The following is a 22,033-nucleotide window of genomic DNA, read 5'->3' on the forward strand; positions in this document are numbered from 1 at the left end:
GCGAAGCGCAGACCCGAGAATCTCAGGACGAGAAGGGCGCAATAAGAGCCTCCTCCGGCCATGACGCGCATCCATTATCCCAGCGCCGCGGCCGTTGCCTTCGCGCCCTTCTGGAACAGGCTGTCGAGATGACCGGCTACTGCCCGCGTGAAGCGCTGCTCGCGCGGAAGGTCGTCGCCGAAGATCGCGCCGATGCCGAACAGGGCCGTGCTCAACGCCACGGCATCCCGGCCAAGTGCCTTGGCGCGCAGCGCGAACTCGGCGGCGAGCGGATCGCGCACGTCGATGGCAGCGCCCGTCTCGTCGGTGCCGGTGACATAAGACATCCAGGCGGCGACGCCGAGCGAAAGATGTTCGATCGGCGCTCCGGCCTTCAGGCGTTCGCGGATGGTGCCGAGCAGGCGTTGCGGCAGCTTCTGCGAGCCGTCCATGGCGATCTGCCAGGTGCGATGCTTGATCGCCGGGTTCTGGAAGCGGGCGAGCAGATCGGCAGCATAGGTCTTCAGGTCGACGCCCTGCGGTGCGGGGACGGCCGGGATGATCTCGGCCCAGAGGCCCTGCAGGAAGCGGGCGAAGACCGGATCGCCGCTCGCGGCCGCGACCGTCTCGTGCCCGGCGAGATAGCCGAGATAGGCCAGGCTCGAATGCGCGCCATTGAGCATGCGCAGCTTCATGAACTCGAAGGGGGCGACCTCCGAGACCATCTGCGCGCCAACCTCGTGCCAGCGCGGGCGGCCGGCAGCGAAGATGTCTTCCACCGCCCATTGCCGGAAAGGCTCGCCGATCACGGGCGCGGCATCATCGAGCCCGAGAAGGCTCGCGACCTCGGCGATGTCGGCGTCGGTCGTTGCCGGCACGATCCGGTCGACCATGGTCGAGGGGAAGGCGCCGTTGGCTTCGATCCAGGCGGTGAGCCTGTCGTCGCGCAGCGCAGCGAAGTCGCGGACGAGGCCGGCCAGCACATGGCCGTTGGAGGGGAGGTTGTCGCAGCAGAGCGCGGTGAAGGGGCTGAGGCCGGCGGCCTTGCGGGCGGCGAGGCCGGCGACGATCAGGCCGACTGCCGAGCGCGGTGCATCTGGATTGGCGAGGTCGTGGACGATGTCGGGATGATCGGCCTTGAGCTTGCCGGTCGCCGGGTCGTGGCAATAGCCCTTCTCGGTGACGGTGAGCGAGACGATCTTCGTCTCCGGTGCGGCGAGGCGCGCGACGAGCGCCTGCGGGCTCTCGGGGGCGACGAGGACGTCGAGCACCGAACCAATGACGCGCAGCTCCGGTCCGGAAGGCGCGCGCTTCAGGAAGGTATAGAGCCCGTCTTGCGGTTTCAGCCGGTCGCGCTGGTCCGGCCGCTGCAGGCTGGCGCCGATGATGCCCCAGGCGCCGAATTCGGTCTCCAGCGCGTCGTCCGTGAACTCGCACATATGGGCGCGAGTAAAGGCGCCGAGGCCGAGATGGACGATGCCGGGCGTGAGCTTGCTCCGATCATAGCCCGGCCGCCTGACGGCAGCCGGAAGGGAAGCGAGCGTGGCGGAGGACAGACGGGTCAATGGAACAGCCTCGGCAGCCAGAGGGAGATGCCGGGCACATAGGTCACCAGCAGCAGCACGGCAACAGAGGCGCCGTAGAAGGGCCAGATCGTGCGCATGGATTCGCCGATAGAGATCCGCCCGATGGCGCAGGCGACGAACTGCACCGAGCCGACCGGCGGGGTGTTCAGTCCGATGCCGGCATTGAGGATCAGGATCACGCCGAAATGCACGGGGTCGACGCCGAAGGCCTTGACCACCGGCAGGAAGATCGGCGTGCAGATGATGATCATCGGCGCCATGTCCATGAAGGTCCCGAGCACCAGCAGGATCAGGTTGATCATCAGCAGGATGACGAGCGGGTTGTCGGAGACCGCCTTCATCGCCGCGATCGTCGCCTGCGGCACTTCGAGGAAGGCCATCAGCCAGCCGAAGGAGCCGGCCGTGCCGATCACCAAAAGCACCATCGCCGTGGTTCTGACAGCGCCGAGCGTCGCCTCGACGAAGGCCGTCCAGGTCAATTGGCGGTAGACCAGGATGGTGACGAGGATGGCGTAGACCACCGCGACGCAGGAGGATTCCGTCGCGGTGAAGACGCCGGAGCGAACGCCGCCGAAGATGATGCCGATCAGCAGGATGCCTGGCGTGGCGACGACGACATAGCGGCCGACGGCGGCAAAGCCCGGAAAGGCCTCGCGCGGGTAGCCGCGCTTCACCGCCACCGCCCAGGCGGCGAACATCAGGGCGCCGCAGAGCATCAGGCCGGGAACGACGCCGGCGGTGAAGAGGTCGGCGATCGAGATGTTGCCGCCCGCCGAGAGCGAATAGATGATCATGTTGTGCGAGGGCGGAATCAAAAGCGCGATGATCGCCGCGTTCGCCGTGACGTTGACGGCGTAGTCGGCGTCGTAGCCGCGCTTCTTCATCTGCGGGATCATCAGACCGCCGACGGCGGAGGCATCGGCCACGGCCGAGCCGGAAATGCCGCCGAAGAGTGTGCAGGTCACGACGTTGACCTGGCCGAGGCCGCCGCGGAGATGGCCGACCAAGCTCGACGCCATCTGGATCAGCCGCTCGGCGATGCCGCCGCGGATCATCAGGTCACCGGCATAGATGAAGAACGGGATCGCCATCATGGCGAAGGCGTTCATGCCGGAATTCATCTGCTGAAAGACGACGACCGGCGGCAGGCCCATAAAGGCCACGGTCGCGACCGAGGCGATGCCGAGGCAGAAGGCGACGGGGACGCCGATCAGCAAGAGCAGCGAGAAGACGCCGAAGAGAACCCAGAGTTCCATGGATCAGACCTCCTGCTCGGAGCCGAAATGGCCGAAGCCGAGCGGGGCCTGCTTCTCGCCGGTGACGAAGAGCAGCATCTTCTCGAGCGCGAACAGGGCGATCAGGGCGCCGCCGGCGGCGATTGGGACATAGTCCCAGCCGCGGGAGATGCCGATGATCGGCATGCGGTCGCTCCAGGTCCCGGCGGCGAGCTGTGTGCCATAGCCGAGCATCGCCAGGCCGAAGAGGCAGACCAGGCCCTCGCCGATGAGAACGAGCGCGGCCCGCAAACGCGGCGGCGACATCACGAGCCCGACCTCGAAGCCGAGATGGTCGCTCTCGCGCACGCCGACGGCGGCGCCGAGCAGGATGAACCAGGACATCAGGAAAAGAGAGCCGGCCTCGACCCAGATCGGCGTGTCGTTCAGCACATAGCGGCCGAACACGCCCCAGGCGACCATGATCGTCATGAGGACGAGGCCGGTGCCGGCGGTGAACAGGGCATAGAGGCTGAGCTTGGCGCCGAGGCGCGTCAGAAGCGCGGTGAAGGCGTGCATGGGATGTCCGGTTCTGTCTAATTTTTCGAGTCATCCCGGGCGCAGCGAAGCGAAGACCCGGGATCCATGCCGGAACGGTTCAGGCATGGATCCCGGATCGGCGCCGCTTCGCGGCTTGTCCGGGATGACAAAATCGGGCGGGGCGGCCCGGAGGCCGCCCCCGGGAGTCAGCTCACTTCACCGCCTGGATGGCGGCGACCATGTCCTTGAGCTTCGCGTCGGTGACGAATTTTTCGTAGACCGGCTTCATCGCGTCGATGAAGGGCTGCTTCTCGACCGTGTTGACCTGGGCGCCGCCGGCCTTGACCTTGGCTTCGGAGGCCTTCTCGCGGGCGTCCCAGAGCTCGCGCATCTTGGCGACCGATTCCTTGGCGGCAGCCTTGATCAGCGCCTGGTCGGCGGCGTTGAACTTGTCGAAGCTCCTCTTCGACATCACCAGCACCTCCGGCGAGAGCGAGTGCTCGGTCACCGAATAGAACTTCGAGACCTCGAAATGCCGGGTCGATTCATAGGACGGCCAGTTGTTCTCGGCGCCGTCGATGACGCCGGTCTGCAGGGCCGAGTAGACTTCGCCGAACGGCATCGGCGTGGCGTTGGCGCCGAGAGCCGAGACCAGCGCGACGAACATGTCAGACTGCTGCACGCGGATCTTCATGCCCTTCATGTCGGCGGGCGTGTTGATCGCCTTCTTGGAATTATAGAAGGAGCGCGAGCCGGAATCGTAGAAGGCCAGGCCGATCAGGTCGTGCTTCTCGAAGTCCTTCAGCAGGTCATCGCCGATCTTGCCGTCCATGACCTTCCGCATGTGGTCGACAGAGCGGAAGATGAAGGGCAGCGACGGCACGTTGGTCGCCGGGATCAGGTTGTTGAACGGCGCCATGTTGATGCGGTTGATGTCGATGACGCCGAAGCGCGTCTGGTCGATCGTGTCCTTCTCCTGGCCGAGCTGGGCCGAATGGAAGACGTTGATCTTGATCCGCCCTTGCGTGCGTTCCTCGAGCAGCTTGCTCATGTGGCGGACGGCCTCGACCGTCGGATAGTCGGTCGGGTGGATGTCGGTCGAGCGCAGGGTGACGTTCTGCGCCTGAGCCGAGGTCGCGAGCAGCGCGGCGAAGGCGACGCCGGCGAGCGCGGAGAAACTCCGTCGATTGAACATGGTCTTATTTCCTCTCCCCAAAATGATCGCCGGCTTATTCCGGTCGTTCTTGTCCCCTGACGGGAGCCGCGCCGGCACGGCCGGCACGGCGAGTTCTCACAGAAATTCCGTCCGCATCGGTGTGAAGGAATCGATCAACTGCCCGGCCTCGATGTTGACGACGCCGTGGACGAGGTTCTCGGGCACGAAGAAGGTGTCACCGGCAGCAAGCCGGCTGGTCTTGCCGTCGATGGTGACGTCGAACACGCCGCTCTCGACGTAAGAAGCCTGACGGTGCGGGTGCTGGTGCGCCTTGCCGACGGCGCCGGTCTCGAAGGCGACGCGCACCACCATCAGGTCCGGGCCATAGGCCATGATCTTGCGTTTCACACCGGGCTCTGTCGGCTCCCAGGCGATCCCGGCGTCATGCTGGAAGAAGGCGTTGAGACGGTCGCTCATCGGGCCAGCCAGCCTCCGTCGACAGGAAGGATCGCGCCGTGGATATAGGCCGCCGCGTCGCTCGCCAGGAACACCGCCGCGCCGCCGATATCCGATGGCTTGCCCCAGCGCCCGGCCGGGATGCGCGCGAGGATCGCGGTGTTGCGGCTAGGATCGGCGCGCAAGGCCTGCGTGTTGTTGCTCTCGACATAGCCGGGGGCGATCGCGTTGACATTGATGCCCTTGGCCGCCCACTCGCAGGCGAGCAGCCGCGTCAGGCCGGCGAGCCCGCTCTTGCTCGCCGTGTAGGAGGCGACGCGGATGCCGCCCTGGAAAGAGAGCAGCGAGGCGATATTGACGATCCGCCCGCCGCGACCGGTGGCGAGCGCCGCCTTGGCGAAGGCCTGGGCCAGGAAGAAGTTGGCCTTGAGGTTGAGGTTCATCACCTCATCCCAGTCGCTCTCGCTGAAATCGAGTGCGTCGGCCCGGCGGATGATGCCGGCATTGTTGACGAGGATGTCGAGCGGACCGGCGAGCTCCGAGGCCTGCTCGATGACGCGCGCCGCGATGCCGTTCTGCTGGAGGTCGGCCTGAAGTGCGAAGCAGGTTCCGCCGGCCTCGGCGATCAGCTGTTCCGTCTCGGCCATGCTCGAGCGCCCGGCGGCGACGACGCTGGCGCCGGCCTGCGCCAACGCCAGCGCGATGCCCTGGCCGATGCCGGTGTTGGCGCCGGTGACCAGCGCCGTGCGGCCTTCCAGCGAGAAGGGCGAGCGCGTCGTCATCAGCGCAGCGTATCCACCGGGGCGGCGTCCATGTCGGTGAACTCGACATTGTCGCCGGCCATGGCCCAGACGAAGGAATAGTTCGAGGTCCCGCAGCCGCAATGGATCGACCAGTTCGGCGCGATCACCGCCTGCTCGTTGGCGACGAGGAGGTGGCGGGTCTGCTGCGGCTCGCCCATGAAGTGGAAGACACGGTGGGCCGGATCGAGGTTGAAGTAGAGATAGGCCTCCATCCGCCGGGTGTGGGTGTGGCAGGGCATGGAGTTCCAGACCGAGCCGGGCTCCAGCGCCGTCATGCCCATCACCAGCTGGTTGGTGCCGGTGGTGTTCGGCATGATGTATTGCCGGATGGTGCGCTTGTTCGAGGTTTCGCTCGCGCCGAGATGGATGGTGTTGGCGTCTTCCTTGCGGATGAGTTGGTGCTTGGCTTCGCGGTGCGCCGGCGCGCTGGTCAAATAGAACTTTGCCGGGTTCGCCGGGTCGGCGCTGGCGAAGGAGACGTCCTTCGCTCCGAGCCCGACATAGAGCGCATCAAGACTGGGCAAGTCGAAGCGCTCGCCGTCGACTGTGACCGAGCCGGCGCCGCCGAGATTGATCACCCCGAGCTCGCGGCGCGCCAGGAAGAAGGGCGTGCCGGTCGGCGGGAACGGATCGAGCGTCAGCGGCTTGGCGGCCGGCATCGCGCCGCCGACGATCATGCGGTCATAATGGCTGTAGGTCAGCGCGACCTCGCCCGGCACGAAGATGCGCTCGATCAGGAAGTCCTGGCGCAGCGTCTCGGTGTCGTAGCCACGCACATCACGGGGATGGGCGGCCTGGCGTTCGTCGATCGTCATGGTGGCGCTGGTCACAGGCGGTAGGCCTCCTTGGCCAGGCGGTAGGCGAGATCATGGGCGACTTCGGCCGCTTCTTCCTCGTCGAGACGGTGCTCGGCGACGAGCTTGGCGAGGTAGGCGCAATCGCAGCGGCGGGCGACGTCGTGGCGCGCGGGGATCGAGAGATAGGCGCGGGTGTCGTCGTTGAAGCCGACCGTGTTGTAGAAGCCGGCGGTCTCGGTGGTGAGCTCGCGGAAGCGCAGCATCGCCTCGGGCGCATCGAGGAACCACCAGCCGGGTCCGAGCTTCAGCGCCGGGTAATGGCCGGCAAGCGGGGCGAGCTCGCGCGAATACACGGTCTCGTCGAGGGTGAAGGCGATGACCGTGAGGTTGCGCTCATTGCCGACCGCGTCGAGCAGGGGCTTCAGCGCCGAGACATAGTCCAGGCCGCGCGGGATGTCGGAGCCCATGTCACGGCCGAACTGCTCGAACAGATGCGGGTTGTGGTTGCGATGGGAGCCGGGGTGGATCTGCAGGACGAGCCCGTCATCGAGGCTCATCTTCGCCATCTCGGTCAGCATCTGGCCGCGGAAGAGATCGGCGTCCTCGGCCGAGAACTTGCCCTTCAGGATCTTGCCGAAGAGCTTCTCGCATTCGGCCGCGGTCAGGTTGGCGGTGCGGGCCGTGGCATGGCCGTGGTCGGAGGAGGTCGCGCCGCGTTCGATGAAATAGGCGCGGCGCTTGCGGTGGGCTTCGAGATAGCCGTTCCAGCTGGTGACATCCTCGCCTGTCAACTCGCCGAACTGATCGAGATTGCCCTTGAAGCCCTCGAACTCGGGGTCGACGACGCTGTCGGGACGATAGGCGGTGACGACCTTGCCGCCCCAGCCGGACTCCCTGATCATGTCGTGCCATGTCAGCGGATCGAGCGCGCCTTCGGTCGTGGCGATCGCCTCGATCTTGAAGCGCTCGAACAAAGCGCGCGGGCGGAAAGCGTCCTGCTCCAGCTGCTCGGCGATGCGGTCATAGATCCGGTCGGCGCTCTCGGCCGAAAGCCGCTCGGTGATGCCAAAGGTCGAGAAGGCGGCGTGCTCGAACCAGAGCCGGGTCGGCGTGCCCCTGAACAAATGCCAGTTGCTGGCGAAGAGCTTCCAGATCTTGCGCGGATCGCTTTCGACCTCACCGCCGTCCTTTCGGGCAATGCCAAGCTGCTCGAGCCGGATGCCCTGCGAATAGAGCATGCGGAAGATGTAGTGGTCCGGCTTCACCAACAGTGTCGCCGGATCGGGGAAGGGCTTGTCCTCGGCGAACCAGCGCGGATCGGTGTGGCCGTGCGGCGAGATGATCGGCAGGTCGCGGATGCCGGCATAGAGGCGGCGCGCGATCCCGCGCGTCACTGGCTCGGCAGGCAAAAGACGATCGTCGTGCAGCAGCATTGCTGGCGTTTCCTCTGATGGGCCGGACCATAGGGCCGGCGTTGGTAGCGCGTCAATATACTAATATACTAGTTTGCGATGCTCGGCCGTGTTACGTCCCGATTGGCCGCGCAGCACGCATCGTGGTCCAATAAGGGAGTGATCATGGCCGGGATAGGACGATGTCGGAGGCGCTAGGGATAGGCGAGGCCGGGGCCTCGCGCCGCGAGCGCAAGCCGCAACGCCTGGCCGGAGCGTCGGCAGGCCGTGCCACGGCCGCTTCCGTCGTGCAGGACGAGCTTCGCCGCGAGATCCTCGACATGGTGCTTCGGCCCGGCGTGGCGCTTTCCGAGAAGGACCTCACCACCCGCTTCGGCATGAGTCGCACGCCGGTGCGCGAAGCGCTGATTCGGCTGAAGGAGGAGGGGCTCGTCGAGATTTTCCCGCAGGCCGGTACCTTCGTCGCCCGCATCCCGATCGGAGCGATCCCCGAGGCGGTGTTCATCCGCCAGGCGCTGGAATGCGCCACGGTCGAGGTACTGGCGCGAATAGCGACCGCGGAGGACATCGCCCGGCTCGACGCGACGATCGCCGTCCTGCACGAGTCGCACGAGGCGAACGATCAGGAGCGTTTCCATCTCGCCGACGAGGATTTTCACGAGGTGCTTGCCGACATCGCGGGCTATCCCGGCGTCTGGAAGCTCGCCCAGGCGGCGAAGAGCCAGATCGACCGCTGCCGGCGGATGACATTGCCGGTGCCGGGGCGGATGGCGATGGTGATCCGCGAGCACCTCGCCATCGTCGACGAGATCAGGCGGCGCGACGCCTCGGCCGCGGTGGTCGCGATGCGCCAGCATCTCGGCACGCTGCTGCCCGATCTCGTGCACCTCAAGGCGAGCTATCCGGATTATTTCGTGTGATCTAGGTCGTCATTCTCGGGCGAAGCGAAGCGCAGACCCGAGAATCTCGTGACGAGAGGCGCTATCGGAGCTTNTGCCCTTCAGCACTCTTGCCTCCCGCTTCGTTCCCGCGCCATCTTGCGCCGCAACGACATGGAGGCAGGACGATGACGACGCGGCGCGATCTTCTGGCGGGAGCGGGCCTCACCGCGCTCGCAACCCAGCTTCCGCTCGCCGCCTTCGCCCAGGCGAAAGATAGCATCACCGTCGGAATGACGCTGGAGCCGCCGACGCTCGATCCGACCTCGGGCGCGGCGCAGGCGATCCGCGAGGTTGTGCTGCAGAATATCTTCGAAGGGCTGGTGGCGATGGACCGCACCGGCAAGCTCGTGCCGTCGCTCGCCGAGAGCTGGACGATCTCCGTCGATGGGTTGACCTACAGGTTCAAGCTCCGGCCGAATGCGCGCTTCCATGATGGCACGCCGTTCTCCGCGCGCGACGTCAAATTCTCCTTCGAGCGGGCGGTGGCGCCGGATTCGACCAACGCCCAGCGCTGGATCTTCGCGCCGATCGAGAGCATCGAGGCGCCGGAGCCGATCACGCTCACGATCAAGCTGAAACAGCCGGCCGCGAATTTCCTCTACGGCCTCGCCTGGGGCGATGCGATTATCGTCTCGCCCGCGACGGCAGCGAACAACAAGACCAACCCGGTTGGCACCGGCCCGTTCAAGCTCGCGCGCTGGAATCGCGGCGACCGGCTCGAGCTGGCGCGCAACGACGAGTACTGGGGCGCCAAGCCCTCTCTCGCCAAGGCGACCTTCCGCTTCATCTCCGATCCGCAAGCGCAGGTTGCGGCGCTGCGGGCCGGCGATATCGACGCCTTCACCAATCTCTCGGCGCCGGAGGCGATCCCCCAACTCAAGGCGGATCCCAAGCTCAAGGTCACGCTCGGCAAGACCGAGGGCGAGACCATCCTCGCCATCAACAACGCCAAGGCGCCGTTCAGCGATATCCGGGTGCGCCAGGCGATCTCGCATGTGCTCGACCGCAAGACGATCGCGCTCGGCATCTACGGCTTCGACCTCGACTATATCGGCAGTCATTTCTCGCCGCTGCACCCGGCCTATGTCGACCTGACCCAGACCTATCCGGTCGATCTCGCCAAGGCGAAGAGCCTGCTCGCGGCCGCGGGCTTGCCGAACGGCTTTGAATGCACGCTGCGGCTGCCGCCGCCGGCCTATGCCAGGCGCGGCGGCGAGATCGTCGCGGCGCTCTTGGCGCAGATCGGGATCACCGCCAAGATCGAGCCGCTGGAATTCCCGCAATGGCTGGAGCGGGTGTTCAAGGCCAGGGATTTCGACCTCACCATCATCTCGCACACCGAGCCGCTCGACATCGCCAATTACGCCCGCGACGACTACTATTTCCAATACCGCAATCCCGAGTTCAAGGCGCTGATCGAGAGGATCGACCGCACGGTGGACGAGGCCGAGCGCAACAAGCTCTATGGCGATGCCCAGCGCATGCTGGCGCGCGATGCGGTCAACGGCTTCCTGTTCATCCTGCCGAAGATCACGGTGACGAAGGCCGATCTCGACGGCATGTGGACGGACTGGCCGCTGCCGCTGACGCCGCTGGCGGAGGTGCGCTGGCGGTAGGTGTTTTGCGATGACGATCGGGACATCCGCAGGGAACCCCTCTCCCGGATGGGAGAGGGGCAGGGGTGAGGGACCGCCGCTGATCGATAAGCGAAGCGTCGCCGTAGCGCCCATTGTAGTTGGGGCAGGCTCTCATCCCTGCCCTTCTCCCACACGGGAGAAGGGTTCCCCGCGCCTCTCAAATCCGTTTCGCGTCGCCTCGTCCGGCCAGAGCCAGCAGAGTGGCGAATGACCACCTACCTGCTCCGTCGCCTCCTCTCGTTCGTCGCGACATTGCTCGGCGCGGCGATCGTCATCTTCCTCGTGCTGGAGATACTGCCGGGCGATCCGGCGGCGGTGACGCTCGGGCTCAACGCGGCGCCCGAAGCGCTCGCGGCGCTGCGGGCCGAGATGGGGCTCGACCAGCCGGCGCTGCTGCGCTTCTTCAGCTGGATCGGCGGGCTGCTCACCGGTGATCTCGGCCTCAGCTACACCTATCGCGTGCCGGTGACGCAATTGATCGGAGAGCGCATGGTGGTGACGCTGCCGCTCGCTTCCATGGCGATCCTGCTCGCTTCAGCTATCGGAATTCCGCTCGGTGCGCTCGCCGCGGCCAATCACAACCGCACCGGCGATGCGGCGGTGATGGTCTTCGCTCAGGCCGGGCTCGCCATCCCGAATTTCTGGTTCGGCCTGCTGCTCGTGCTGGTCTTCGCCGTCGGTGCCGGCTGGCTGCCGGCCGGGGGCTTCCCGGGTTGGCAGGCCGGCTTCTGGCCGGCGCTCAAGGCGCTGCTGCTGCCGGCTGTCGCGCTCGCTCTGCCGCAGGCGGCGATCCTCGCGCGCGTCACCCGCGCGGCCATGCTCGAGACCATGCAGGAGGACTATGTCCGCACTGCCCGCGCCAAGGGTGTGAGCCGGCGGCGCACCATGTTGCGCCATGTCCTGCGCAACGCGCTGATTCCGGTCGTCACCGTGCTCGGACTGCAATTCTCGGTGCTGCTGGCCGGTGCGATCATCATCGAGAACGTCTTCGCCCTGCCGGGACTCGGCCGGCTCGTCTTCCAGTCGATCGCGCAGCATGACCTGATCGTGGTCAAGGACCTGGTGATGCTGTTTGCAGGCCTGGTCGTCTTCATCAACTTCGCGATTGAGCTGCTCTACGGGCTGATCGATCCGCGTCTGCGGCAGGCGTCATGAGCGTAATCGCGCCACGTTCCCGCCCGCGGCGCTGGTGGGCCGGGCCGTCCTTCCTGGCCGGCCTGCTGCTTGGCGGGCTCGTCGTCGCGATGGCGCTGATCTCCTATCTCTGGACGCCTTATGAGCCGACGCAGATGGCGATCCTGAAGCGCTTGCGGCCGCCTTCGGCCGAGCACTGGTTCGGTACCGACCAGTTCGGCCGCGACGTGTTCTCGATGATCATGGTCGGTGCCCGCAATTCGCTCGCGGTCGGCCTCGGTGCGGTTGGTCTCGGCCTGACGGCCGGCAGCGCGCTCGGGCTGATCGCCGCAATCCGGCGCGACGGCTGGCTCGACAACCTGATCATGCGCATGGCCGATTTCAGCCACGCTTTTCCGGCTGTGCTCTCGGCGATCATGATCAGCGCGGTCTGGGGACCCGGCATGATGAATGCGGTGATCGCGATCGCGCTGTTCAGCCTGCCCTATTTCGCCAGGCTGGCGCGCGGGGCGGCGCTGCAATGCTGGGCGCTCGATTATGTGCTGGCGGCGCGCGCGGCCGGGCTGACCGAGATGGCGATCACGCGCCAGCATGTCCTGCCCAATATCGCCGGCGTGCTGGTGGTGCAGGCGACGATCCAGTTCGCGCTCGCCATCCTCGCCGAAGCCGGTCTGTCCTATCTTGGCCTCGGCACGCAGCCGCCGGCGCCGAGCTGGGGCAGGATGCTCAACGAGGCGCAGACCTTCATGGCGGCGCAGCCCTGGCTCGCGATTTTCCCCGGCGCGGCGATCGCGCTTTCGGTACTGGCCTTCAATTTGCTGGGCGATGGTTTGCGCGACGCGGTCGATCCGCGCATGCGCCGTTCGCGGGATTGATTATGGATATGCTTGCGGAGTCTCACCCATGATCGAGTTCGCCGATCTCAGCGCCGTCGACATGCTCAGGGCCTTCCGCTCGCGCGAGCTCTCGCCGGTCGAGGTCACCGAGGCGGTGATCCAGCGCATCGAACTCTGGGAGCCGTCGCTGAAGGCGCTCTACGCCTATGACCCCGATGGCGCCCGCGCCACGGCGAAGGCGAGCGAGGGCCGCTGGCGCCGGGGCGAGGCGCTGGCGCTCGACGGCGTGCCCTGCACGATCAAGGAGAACATCGCGACCAAGGGCACAGCCGTTCCGCTGGGCACGGCGGCGATGGAGCTCAACCCAGCCGCGGCCGACGCGCCGCCGGCGCAGCGCCTGCGCGAGGCCGGCTGCGTCATCCTCGCCAAGACGACGATGCCCGATTACGGCATGCTCTCCTCCGGCCTGTCGAGCTTCCACGAGCTGGCGCGCAACCCGTTCGATCTCTCGAAGAACCCCGGTGGCTCCTCGGCCGGGGCGGGCGCTGCGGGGGCGGCAGGCTACGGCCCCTTACATGTCGGCACCGATATCGGTGGCTCGATCCGGCTGCCGGCCGGCTGGTGCGGATTGGTCGGCCTGAAGCCGAGCTTCGGCCGCGTGCCGATCGACCCGACCTATTACGGCCGTGTCGCCGGGCCGATGACGCGCACTGTCGCCGATGCCGCGTTGATGATGAGCGAACTGTCGAAACCCGACGAGCGTGACCCGATGTGCCTGCCGCCGCAGGAGATCGCCTGGGGCGAGCTCGAGCGCGAGCCACGCGGGCTCAGGATCGGACTTCAGCTCGAAGCCGGCATCGGCCTGCCGGTCGAGCCCGAAGTGAGGGCAGCGGTCGCCAAGGCGGCCGATGCCTTCCGCAAGGCGGGTGCGATCGTCGAGCTGGCGCCGCCCTTCCTGACGCAGGACATGCTCGACGGGCTCGACGATTTCTGGCGCCAGCGCGCCTGGGCCGAGATCGGTTCGCTGCCGCGGGAACGGCAGGACAAGGTGCTGCCCTATATCTACGCCTGGGCCGAGCGGGGGAGGGCGCTTACTGGCGCGCAGGTCCATCGCGGCATGAGCCAGATGCTGGCGATCCGCCATGCGGGGCTGAAGGCAATCGCTCCCTTCGACTATGTGCTCTCGCCGGTCTCGCCGGTGCCGAGTTTTCCCGCCGAGCTGGCATCGCCGCTCGACGATCCTGAGCGGCCCTTCGAGCACATCGTCTTCACCGTCGCCGCCAACATGTCGGACCAGCCGGCGATCTCGGTGCATGCCGGCATGACGGCGTCGGGCCTGCCGATCGGCCTGCAGATCACTGGCAAGCGCTTCGACGATCTCGGCGTGCTGCAAATGGCGCGGGCATGGGAGCGTTTGCGTGGTGATGGGCCGGAGTGGCCGCGCGCTCCGCAGAATGCGGGTTAATCAAGCTTTCTTCGACTTTTTCCCAGCCGTGTTGAGCGCCACGGCTGCGCGGATGAGCGCCGTCAGCGCTGCTTTGTCGATCGCAGTGCCCTCATGGATGTCGATGGCGCGCCGCGTGTTGCCATCGAGGCTGGAATTGAACAGGCCTGAGGGATCGGGCAGCGAGGCGCCCTTGGCGAAGGTCAGCTTCACCGCGGCCTTGTAGGTCTCGCCGGTGCAGATGATGCCGGCATGTTCCCAGACCGGGACGCCGCGCCATTTCCAGGTCTCGACGACCTCGGGATCGGCCTGCCGGATGATCGCGCGGACCTTGGCGAGTGCTGTGCCGCGCCAGTCAGTCAGTTCCGCGATCCGGGCGTCGATCAGTTCGGAGGCCGAGGCTCCGTCGTCCGTCTTGTCGTTCGCCTGCTTCATCGGGCCGATATCCTTAAGACTGCCGTTCACATCTTCTCGCCGGGCATGGCAGCGGCCTGCTTCACCCAGGCAGTGAATTGCGCCTCGTCGAGACCGTCGTCCTCGCGGATGTCGAGATAGCGTACCTCCTTCTGCTTCGAGGTGCCGGGCGGGACGGGGTCGAGAGAGGCGCCGCGGAAGAAGGCGACCTTCACGTATTTCGCGAAGACATGGATGCCGAGGAACCAGTAATCGTCTTCGAGCCCATAGAGCGGCGAGTTCCATTTCACCGCTTTCCTGATGCCGGGCACGGCGCTGGTGATCAATGCGTCCAAGCGGGCTCCGAGCCCGCTCTTCCAGCCCGGCATGGCGGCGATATAGGCCTGCACCGGCGCATCGCCATAACCCTTCGCGATTTGCGGATTCCCGCCGGAGAGGAGAACAGGGCCAGCGCTCGCGCTGGCCTCTCCTGCCGCCTTCGTCGCTGTCTTCTTCGCCGATGCTTTGGTGGTCTTGCCCGCCATGTCCCGACTCCTATCCGCCAGCCCGTCGCCCATTCCGCCAGCCGGCGGTGTAGGGCAGCACGAACATATAGAGGCCCGAGAACAGCAGCAGGAAGAGCGGCAGCAGCGGTGAGTAGACGATCCAGGCCGGCGGCGGTCCCAGCGCCATGGCTATGAAATTGGCGATGACGGTCGCCGTGAAGATGAGGGCGAGCCAGCGATGGCCCTGCCGAATAGCGCTGCTCCAGGTCACGGGTACCTCCTTTCCAAATATGACAGCCGACATGGTCACTCTGCCCGGGCCAGCAGCTCTTCGAGCTTGCCGAAGAAAGCCTGCCAGCCGGCCTTGGCACCGCCAAAAGCCTGCTTCTGCTCCGGCCGGAAGCCTGCCTGCTCCATGCGTAGCAAAGTGCCCTTGGGCGTAGCGGTGAGGGTGAAGGTCACCGTGCTCTTCATGTCGAAGGCGGGGTCGTCATGGGCGAAGTCCCAGCTGTAGGACAGCGTCCGGTTCGGCTCGATGTCGAGAACCTCGCAATCGAGCACGCCGCCCCATTCGCCGCGCAGGTTGAAGCGATGTCCGACGACCGGCGAAAAATCGTTCTTCATCAGCCATTCCGCGATCAGGTGCGGCTGCGTCAGCGCCCGCCAGAGCTTTTCCGGAGGGTGGGCGATCTCGCGCTCGACGACGACGGAGCGCATTTGCGTTGCGGCGGTGTTCACTGGTCCATTCTCCCAAGCAAATTTTCAAGGTCGTCGAACCGCGCCTCCCAGAACCCGGCCATCTGGCTGGTCCAGTCGATCAGCGGGGAGAGCGCGCCGAGTTGGGCGCTATAATGGGTCTGGCGGCCGGCATGCCGGTCGCGCACCAGCCCGGCCTGCTTCAGCACGCCGAGATGTTTCGAGACCGCCGGTTGCGAGACACCGGCCTGCGCCGTCAGCGCCCCGACCGTCTGCTCGCCGTCCCGGCACAGGCGCTCGAAGATGGCGCGCCGCGTCGGGTCGGCGAGTGTCCTGAAGAGGAGGTCATGCGCATCCTGCATCTAGATCAATAACCCGTTGGCTATGGATTTATTCATAACCACAGAGATATGAGTTGGTCAAGCGCTTTCGCTGATGGTGCGGGGCAGGGGCGCGGCGGGCGCGCTGGACCCTGTCTCGCCGTTCCAGCAGGATGCCTGGCGAAACCGCGGGGCGCCCCGGCTTCCCTGCCGGGATGTCCCTGCGATCCTGCCTTCGAGGGACTTCACCATGGATCTGATGCTGAACGGCAAACGCGCTTTGGTCACCGGCGGCAGCAAGGGAATCGGCCGCGCCATCGCCCGGCAGCTGGCGCTGGAAGGCGTCGATGTGGTCATCGCCGCGCGCAACCAGGCGGAGCTCGACGCCGCCGCTGCCGAGTTGGCGCAGGAGACCGGCCGCAAGGTCGTCGGTCTCACCGTCGATACGCAGGACGATGCCTCGGTCAAGGCGCTGGTCGCCGGCACCGTCGCGGCGCTGGGTGGGCTCGACATCCTCGTCAACGCCGCGGCCAAGCCTGGCGGTCAGGCGACGCCGCCCAAACTCGCCGAGATCACCGACGCGCTGTTCTTCGACGACGTCAACGTCAAGGTGATGGGCTATCTGCGCATGGCCCGCGAGGCGGCGCCGGTGATGGAGGCCAATGGCTGGGGCCGGATCATCAATATCAGCGGGCTGGCGGCGCGCCTGACCGGCTCGACTATCGGCTCGATCCGCAATGTGGCCGTCGCGGCGCTGACCAAGAACCTCGCCGACGAACTCGGCCCGAAGGGCATCAACGTCACCGTGGTGCATCCCGGCACGACCCGCACCGAGAAGACGCCGGGCGTGGTCGCGGCGCGGGTGGCGGCGTCCGGGCTGGCGCCGGAAGAGGTCGAGCGCCGCATGGCCGCCAATGTCACGATCGGCCGGCTGGTCGACATGGCCGAGGTCGCCGACATCGTCGCCTTCCTGGCCTCACCGCGCAGCGTCGCCATCAATGGCGACGCGATCGCCTGCGGCGGCGGCTCGAAGGGCGCGATCCACTACTGAGCGGTCGCGCCCGCTCGCCGGCTAGAACAGCGCGGTCGGCGCGACCTCGGCGATGATCATCAGCGCGAGTCCGAGCACTCCGAGGCCGACGCCGGTCCAGGCGAGCAGGGCGACGCCGGTGATGATCGCCGCCGAGGCGACGACGATGGCGATCTGCAGCAGGCCCGAGACGATGTCGTATTTGTCGTCGCGGGCGCTGGAGATGTCGCGCCGGGCTTCGGCCGCCTTGGCGCGGGCGATCAGCTCCTTGCGGCCCTCATTGGTTTCGGGCTCCGACTCATAGCGGGCGATCGTCGCCTTCCAGCTGTCGATGCGCTTCTGCAGGCGTTCGCGTGCCGCCGGCTCGGTGGCATTGCCGAGCTCGACCTCCATCGCCTCTGCGGCGGTGCGTAGCGTCGTGCCGCGGATCGTCTTGGCCTGGAAGAAGGCCCAGAGATTGGAGGCCTCGATGTTCTTGGACAGCGCGTCCTGCTCGGCGTTCTTGCCGCCGATCTCGGAGAAGGCGAGCAAGAGCGCGAGAATGCCGATCAGGAGGGCGATGCGCTTGTTGGTCTTGCTGGCCGGCTGATTGTCTTCGGTGACGTCTGGTGCAGCTGAGGCCACGAACTGATTCCCCCCGGAAAAGCCCTGCGTGATGGCTGGGTCGGGTGACGGAATCAAGACGCTTTCGCGGAGACGGGCAGACTATCCCCGGGCGCGGGGATGGGCGGAATCATAGGCCGCGAGCAGGCGGGTGGAATCGATCCGGGTGTAGATCTGCGTCGTCGAGAGCGAGGCGTGCCCGAGCAACTCCTGGATCGCACGCAGATCGCCGCCGCGGCCGAGGAGATGGGTAGCGAAGGAGTGGCGCAGCGCATGCGGCGTCGCGCTGCTGGCCAAACCGAGCGAGCCGCGCAGGCCCTCGACGGCGAGCTGGATGATGCGCGGTGAAAGCGGCCCGCCCTTGACGCCGACGAAGAGCGGCCCCTCCGGCGCGAGCCGCCACGGGCATTGCGCGAGATAGGTGGCGATCGATTCGACCACGATGGGCAGCACCGGCACCATCCGGGTCTTGCCGCCCTTGCCGAGCACGGTCAGCGCATCGGCGCTGCTCACGGGCGCTTGGAAGCGCGTCAGGCCGAGCGCCTCGGAGATGCGCAGGCCGCTGCCATAGAGCAAGGAGAGCACGGCGGCATCGCGCGCCAGCACCCATTCGGGCCGTTCCTCGCCGGCGCGGCTGTCGGCCTTGGTCACCGCCGCCGCCGCCTTGGCGTCGAGCGGGCGGGGCAGGCCCTTGCCGAGCCGGGGCCCGCGCGTCGCGGCGAAGGCGGCCGCCGTCAACCGGCCGCTGCGCTCGCCGAAGCGCGCCAGTGAGCGCAGGGCCGCCAATTGGCGCATCAGCGTGCGGTTGCCGACGCCGTCGCGGCGGCGATAGCCGAGGAAGGCGCGCAGATCCGCCGGCTTCAGGGCGGCGACTGCCTTCAGGCTCGGGGCAGCATCGAGATGGTGGGTCAGGAAGGTGGCGAACTGGTCGATATCGCGGCCATAGGCCTCGAGCGTCTTCGGCGAGAGCCGGCGCTCATGGCCGAGATGGCTGAGCCAGTCGCGTCGGAGGGTATCGAAATCGCTCATGCCGCCGATCTTGCCGCGCGAGGCTTAACAACCGTTGTCGGGCTCGATCACAGCCTGCTATGAACCCTGCAGACATTGTTCAGGGCTGACCAAATTGCACGCTCCCGACCCGCACGGCCTGATCTTCCCCTTTCCCGAACCGCCGGCGCCCGGCCAGCTGATCGAGGTCGCGCCCGGCATCTTCTGGGCGAGGATCGCGCTGCCGTTCCGGCTCGACCACGTCAACATCTACCTGATCGAGGATGGCGACGGCTTCGCGGTGATCGACACCGGCATTGGCGACGAGGCGACCAGGCAGGCCTGGCTCGCGCTGATGGCGGGTGCGCTCGCCGGCAAGCGGCTGACCCGGCTCTTCGTCACGCATTTCCATCCCGACCATATCGGGCTCGCCGGCTGGCTGCATGAGCGCTTCGGCACGCCGCTTCTGACCAGCCAGACCAGCTATCTCGGCTGCCTCAACATCTCGCTGAGCCCGGGGGCCTCCGAAGCGCCGGTCTACAGGGATTTCTACCTGCGCCACGGCCTTTCCGCCGAGGTGACTTCGGTCGTCTCGACGCTGGGCCATGGCTACCTCAAACAGGTGACGCCGCTGCCGCCGACCTTCACCCGGGTCGTCGCGGGCGACGTCCTGAAGATCGGCGGGCGCGATTTCTTCGTGCTGTCGGGGGACGGCCATGCGCCGGAGCAGCTGATGTTCCATTGTCCTGAAGCCAACGTCTTCCTGGCGGCAGACCAGGTGCTGGCCAAGATCACGCCGAACATCAGTGTCTGGGCGGTCGATCCCGAGGGTGACCCGCTCGGCCTCTATCTGCGCTCGCTGGCAACGCTGCCGCGGGCGATCCCGCCGGGGACGCTGGTGCTCCCCGGGCACCAGTTGCCGTTCTACGGTCTTGCCGAGCGCTGCGCCGCGCTCGCCGCCCATCACGCCGAACGCTGCCGTCTGATCGCCGGAGCGGTCGCCAAGGGGCCGCATTCGGTCGCCGAACTGGTGCCGGTGATGTTCACACGGCCGCTCGACCCGCATCAGCTCTCCTTCGCCTTCAGCGAGGTCTTCGCGCATGTGAACGCGATGCTGCGGCTGGGCGAGCTGCGCTGGGCCGAGTCGCAGGCGGGGATCATGCGGGTCATGGCGGCCGCCTGAGGTCGGAGCATTTGAAAATTAAGGATGATCCGAGAAGGCGGCCCGGCTGGACCTGCCGGTCCACGCGGAATTAGGATTCCCCGCCGCATCAATACACGCGATGAGCGCGCGGGCGGTTCGGAACAAACCGGACCGAGCCGTGTCATGTGTTCGGCAGGCTGACGAAGACGAGGACGATGGCTCTACCGGCGATGCTTCGGGCGATGCGTCCGCATCATTGGGCAAAGAACGGGCTCGTCTTCGTGCCGATCCTGCTCAACCACGATGTCTTCGCCTCGCATGCGCTGTTCTACGGCCTCGTCGCGTTTGTCTCCTTCTCGCTGATGGCGTCGGCGATCTACCTGCTCAACGACATCAAGGACGTCGAGGCCGACCGGCGCCACCCGACCAAGTGCAAGCGCCCGCTCGCGGCCGGCGAGATCACCAAGGGCCAGGCCTATGCGATGGTGCCCGGCCTCTTGATCGCCTCCGGCGCCCTGACGGCGCTGCTGCCGCGGCCGGAGCTTTATCTGATGGCCTGGGGCGGCTATCTCGTGCTGGCGCTCGCCTATCTCTTCGTGCTGAAGCGCAAACTGCTGGTCGACGTGCTCGGCCTCGCCGCCCTGCACACGGTGCGCATCATCGCCGGCAACGCGGCGGCTGCGATTCCAATCTCGTCCTGGCTGCTCGCCTTCTCGATGTTCCTGTTCCTGAGTCTGGCGCTGATGAAGCGCTATGCCGAGCTGCGGATCACCCAGGACCAGTCCGGGCTGAAGAAGGCGGGCCGCGGCTACCAGGCCGAGGATATCGAGGCGCTGTCGCAGCTCGGCATGGCCTCGGGCTGCACCTGCGCGCTGATCATGGCGCTCTATGTCGACAGCGCCGCGGTCAAGCAGCTCTACCGTCATCCCGAAATGATCTGGCTGGTCTGCCCGATCATCCTCTACCAGATAGCGCGCATGTGGTTCCTGGCCAGGCGCGGCAACATGCCGGACGATCCGCTGATGTTCATGATCCGGGATTGGCGCAGCCAGCTGATGGGCGCGGTCGTCGTGCTGGTCATGGTCGGAGCGAAAGTGCTGCCGTGAGCGGGGAGCGCGCTGTCTTGCGCTCCTGGGGCGGGCTGGAGGCCACGGATTCCGCCCTTATCGAACCGGATGACTGGCTCGCCGGGCGCCGGAACGATCAGCCGGTGCTGGCCTATGGCAATGGCCGTTCCTATGGCGATTCCTGCCTGAACGATGGCGGGGGCCTGATCGCGGCGCGCCGCCTCGGGCGGATTCTCTCCTTCGACGTCGAGACCGGGCTCATGGTCTGCGAGGCCGGGGTGCTGCTCGACGAGGTGCTGAAGCTTTGCGTCCCGGCCGGCTGGTTCCCGCCGGTGACGCCCGGTACCAGCCTCGTCACCATCGCGGGGGCGCTCGCCAACGACGTCCACGGCAAGAACCATCACCGCGCCGGCACCTTCGGCCGGCATGTCCGCAGTTTCGAGCTGGCGAGATCGGACGGCCCGGTCCTGACCTGCACGCCGACTGAGAATGCCGAACTCTTCGCCGCGACGATCGGCGGGATGGGTTTGACCGGGCTGATCACGCGGATCGAGCTGCAACTGATGCCGGTGACCTCCTCGGAGATGCTGCAGGAGGCGGTCCGGTTCGATGGGCTGGGCGGCTTCTTCGATATCGCCGCCGAATCCGACGCGACGCATGACTACACTGTCGCCTGGATCGATTCACTCGCCGGCGGCCGGAATTTCGGCCGTGGCGTGTTCTTCCGCGCCAACCATGCGCCGGCCTCCGATGTTCCGCCGGCGAAGGTCGGACCGACCCTGCCGTTCCCGCTGAGGCCAGCTTTCCCGCTGATCAACCGGCTGAGCCTGCGGGCCTTCAACGCGCTCTATCGCGCCGCCCAGCCGCGGACGCCCGAGCCCCGGCGCATCGCCTATCGCCCCTTCTTCTATCCGCTCGATCGCGTCCGTGACTGGAACCGCGCCTATGGGCCCAGAGGCCTGCGCCAGTTCCAGTGCGCCGTGCCGATGGCGACCGCGCGCGAGGCGGTCGAGGCGATGCTGCACCTGACGCTGAGGGCGGGGGAAAGCTCCTTCCTCACCGTGCTGAAGCTGTTCGGCGACGTGCCGTCGCCGGGAATGATGTCGTTTCCAATCCCCGGCGCGACGCTCACGCTCGATTTCCCGCATCGCGGCGAGCGCACCCTCAAGCTGCTCGATGCGCTCGACCGCATCGCGATCGAGGCCGGCGGGCGGGTCAACCCTTATAAGGACGCGCGGATGTCGGCAGCGACCTTCGAGGCTTCGTTCCCGCACTGGCGCGACTTCGCGCGCCATGCTGATCCCGCTTTCTCGTCGAGCTTCTGGCGGCGGGTGACCGCCGCCTGACACGGC

At 66.8% G+C, this 22,033-nt stretch carries 24 protein-coding genes; 9 read left to right on the top strand and 15 right to left on the bottom strand.

From position 1 onward, the window contains the following. Positions 1-74: 74 nt before the first annotated feature. The 8 genes from ASE66_RS21720 to uxaC all read right to left on the bottom strand — a co-directional run bounded on the left by ASE66_RS21720 (position 75) and on the right by uxaC (position 7,964). A complete protein-coding gene (locus tag ASE66_RS21720; RefSeq protein ID WP_057191764.1) occupies positions 75-1,544 on the bottom strand; it encodes a mannitol dehydrogenase family protein in 1,470 nt (489 codons plus the stop codon). Beyond that, a complete protein-coding gene (locus tag ASE66_RS21725) occupies positions 1,541-2,821 on the bottom strand; it encodes a TRAP transporter large permease (protein ID WP_057191765.1) in 1,281 nt (426 codons plus the stop codon). Before ASE66_RS21725 ends, ASE66_RS21720 begins: the two co-directional genes overlap by 4 nt. A 3-nt stretch (positions 2,822-2,824) precedes the next feature. After that, a complete protein-coding gene (locus ASE66_RS21730; RefSeq protein WP_057191766.1) occupies positions 2,825-3,358 on the bottom strand; it encodes a TRAP transporter small permease in 534 nt (177 codons plus the stop codon). A gap of 172 nt (positions 3,359-3,530) precedes the next feature. Further along, on the bottom strand, positions 3,531-4,514 hold the full coding sequence (locus tag ASE66_RS21735) for a TRAP transporter substrate-binding protein (RefSeq protein WP_057191767.1): 984 nt from the start codon (positions 4,512-4,514) through the stop codon (positions 3,531-3,533). Between the two features lie 96 nt (positions 4,515-4,610). Next, positions 4,611-4,952 carry a cupin domain-containing protein gene (locus ASE66_RS21740; RefSeq protein WP_057191768.1) on the bottom strand — a complete coding sequence of 114 codons (342 nt, stop codon included), beginning with the start codon at positions 4,950-4,952 and terminating at the stop codon, positions 4,611-4,613. Then, positions 4,949-5,713, bottom strand: a complete 765-nt coding sequence (gene kduD, locus ASE66_RS21745) for a 2-dehydro-3-deoxy-D-gluconate 5-dehydrogenase KduD (protein WP_057191769.1) — start codon at positions 5,711-5,713, stop codon at positions 4,949-4,951. Before kduD ends, ASE66_RS21740 begins: the two co-directional genes overlap by 4 nt. Then, positions 5,713-6,549, bottom strand: coding sequence for a 5-dehydro-4-deoxy-D-glucuronate isomerase (gene kduI, locus ASE66_RS21750; RefSeq protein ID WP_057191954.1), 837 nt, complete (start codon positions 6,547-6,549; stop codon positions 5,713-5,715). The genes kduD and kduI overlap by 1 nt, the downstream gene beginning before the upstream one ends. Before the next feature lie 11 nt (positions 6,550-6,560). Then, positions 6,561-7,964: a glucuronate isomerase gene (uxaC, locus tag ASE66_RS21755; protein WP_057191770.1), complete on the bottom strand. Its 1,404-nt coding sequence runs from the start codon at positions 7,962-7,964 to the stop codon at positions 6,561-6,563. A 161-nt stretch (positions 7,965-8,125) separates the two neighbouring features. Between uxaC and ASE66_RS21760 the strand changes: the two genes are divergently transcribed. The 5 genes from ASE66_RS21760 (at position 8,126) to ASE66_RS21780 (ending at position 13,956) form a co-directional block, all read left to right on the top strand. Next, positions 8,126-8,863, top strand: a complete 738-nt coding sequence (locus ASE66_RS21760) for a GntR family transcriptional regulator (RefSeq protein ID WP_082613632.1) — start codon at positions 8,126-8,128, stop codon at positions 8,861-8,863. A gap of 146 nt (positions 8,864-9,009) precedes the next feature. Further along, complete coding sequence (locus ASE66_RS21765) at positions 9,010-10,500, top strand: ABC transporter substrate-binding protein (RefSeq protein ID WP_057191771.1); 1,491 nt, start codon at positions 9,010-9,012, stop codon at positions 10,498-10,500. 228 nt (positions 10,501-10,728) lie between these two features. Continuing rightward, positions 10,729-11,676: an ABC transporter permease gene (locus ASE66_RS21770; RefSeq protein WP_057191772.1), complete on the top strand. Its 948-nt coding sequence runs from the start codon at positions 10,729-10,731 to the stop codon at positions 11,674-11,676. Continuing rightward, positions 11,673-12,530, top strand: coding sequence for an ABC transporter permease (locus tag ASE66_RS21775; RefSeq protein WP_057191773.1), 858 nt, complete (start codon positions 11,673-11,675; stop codon positions 12,528-12,530). Before ASE66_RS21770 ends, ASE66_RS21775 begins: the two co-directional genes overlap by 4 nt. 28 nt (positions 12,531-12,558) lie before the next feature. Then, positions 12,559-13,956, top strand: coding sequence for an amidase (locus tag ASE66_RS21780; protein WP_057191774.1), 1,398 nt, complete (start codon positions 12,559-12,561; stop codon positions 13,954-13,956). Here ASE66_RS21780 and ASE66_RS21785 read toward each other — a convergent pair whose 3' ends face one another. From ASE66_RS21785 to ASE66_RS21805, 5 genes are read right to left on the bottom strand one after another with little or no spacing between them, the layout of a single operon-like run. Beyond that, positions 13,957-14,370: a DUF1801 domain-containing protein gene (locus ASE66_RS21785; protein ID WP_057191775.1), complete on the bottom strand. Its 414-nt coding sequence runs from the start codon at positions 14,368-14,370 to the stop codon at positions 13,957-13,959. A 26-nt stretch (positions 14,371-14,396) separates the two neighbouring features. Continuing rightward, positions 14,397-14,873: a DUF1801 domain-containing protein gene (locus tag ASE66_RS21790; RefSeq protein ID WP_057191776.1), complete on the bottom strand. Its 477-nt coding sequence runs from the start codon at positions 14,871-14,873 to the stop codon at positions 14,397-14,399. A 10-nt stretch (positions 14,874-14,883) separates the two neighbouring features. Then, on the bottom strand, positions 14,884-15,105 hold the full coding sequence (locus ASE66_RS21795) for a hypothetical protein (RefSeq protein WP_057191777.1): 222 nt from the start codon (positions 15,103-15,105) through the stop codon (positions 14,884-14,886). 35 nt (positions 15,106-15,140) lie between these two features. Then, complete coding sequence (locus tag ASE66_RS21800) at positions 15,141-15,551, bottom strand: SRPBCC family protein (protein ID WP_156412281.1); 411 nt, start codon at positions 15,549-15,551, stop codon at positions 15,141-15,143. Between the two features lie 17 nt (positions 15,552-15,568). Then, positions 15,569-15,892, bottom strand: a complete 324-nt coding sequence (locus ASE66_RS21805; RefSeq protein WP_057191779.1) for an ArsR/SmtB family transcription factor — start codon at positions 15,890-15,892, stop codon at positions 15,569-15,571. Between the two features lie 208 nt (positions 15,893-16,100). On the opposite strand from ASE66_RS21805, the gene ASE66_RS21810 reads away from it, so the two are divergent. Continuing rightward, positions 16,101-16,901 (top strand): SDR family NAD(P)-dependent oxidoreductase, encoded by an 801-nt coding sequence (locus ASE66_RS21810; RefSeq protein ID WP_057191780.1) that lies wholly within the window; start codon positions 16,101-16,103, stop codon positions 16,899-16,901. Positions 16,902-16,922: 21 nt separating this feature from the next. Here ASE66_RS21810 and ASE66_RS21815 read toward each other — a convergent pair whose 3' ends face one another. Both ASE66_RS21815 and ASE66_RS21820 read right to left on the bottom strand, forming a co-directional pair. Next, on the bottom strand, positions 16,923-17,504 hold the full coding sequence (locus tag ASE66_RS21815) for a DUF4337 domain-containing protein (RefSeq protein WP_057191781.1): 582 nt from the start codon (positions 17,502-17,504) through the stop codon (positions 16,923-16,925). Positions 17,505-17,585: 81 nt separating this feature from the next. Continuing rightward, positions 17,586-18,512, bottom strand: coding sequence for a tyrosine recombinase XerC (locus ASE66_RS21820; RefSeq protein WP_057191782.1), 927 nt, complete (start codon positions 18,510-18,512; stop codon positions 17,586-17,588). Between the two features lie 94 nt (positions 18,513-18,606). On the opposite strand from ASE66_RS21820, the gene ASE66_RS21825 reads away from it, so the two are divergent. The 3 genes from ASE66_RS21825 to ASE66_RS21835 all read left to right on the top strand — a co-directional run bounded on the left by ASE66_RS21825 (position 18,607) and on the right by ASE66_RS21835 (position 22,027). Then, positions 18,607-19,653: an MBL fold metallo-hydrolase gene (locus tag ASE66_RS21825; protein WP_200964627.1), complete on the top strand. Its 1,047-nt coding sequence runs from the start codon at positions 18,607-18,609 to the stop codon at positions 19,651-19,653. A 146-nt stretch (positions 19,654-19,799) separates the two neighbouring features. Next, positions 19,800-20,720 (top strand): UbiA family prenyltransferase, encoded by a 921-nt coding sequence (locus ASE66_RS21830; protein ID WP_057191783.1) that lies wholly within the window; start codon positions 19,800-19,802, stop codon positions 20,718-20,720. After that, a complete protein-coding gene (locus tag ASE66_RS21835; protein ID WP_162262520.1) occupies positions 20,717-22,027 on the top strand; it encodes an FAD-binding oxidoreductase in 1,311 nt (436 codons plus the stop codon). The genes ASE66_RS21830 and ASE66_RS21835 overlap by 4 nt, the downstream gene beginning before the upstream one ends. Positions 22,028-22,033: the final 6 nt, after the last annotated feature.

The organism is Allobosea sp. Root483D1 (assembly GCF_001429505.1).
Lineage (GTDB): Bacteria > Pseudomonadota > Alphaproteobacteria > Rhizobiales > Beijerinckiaceae > Allobosea.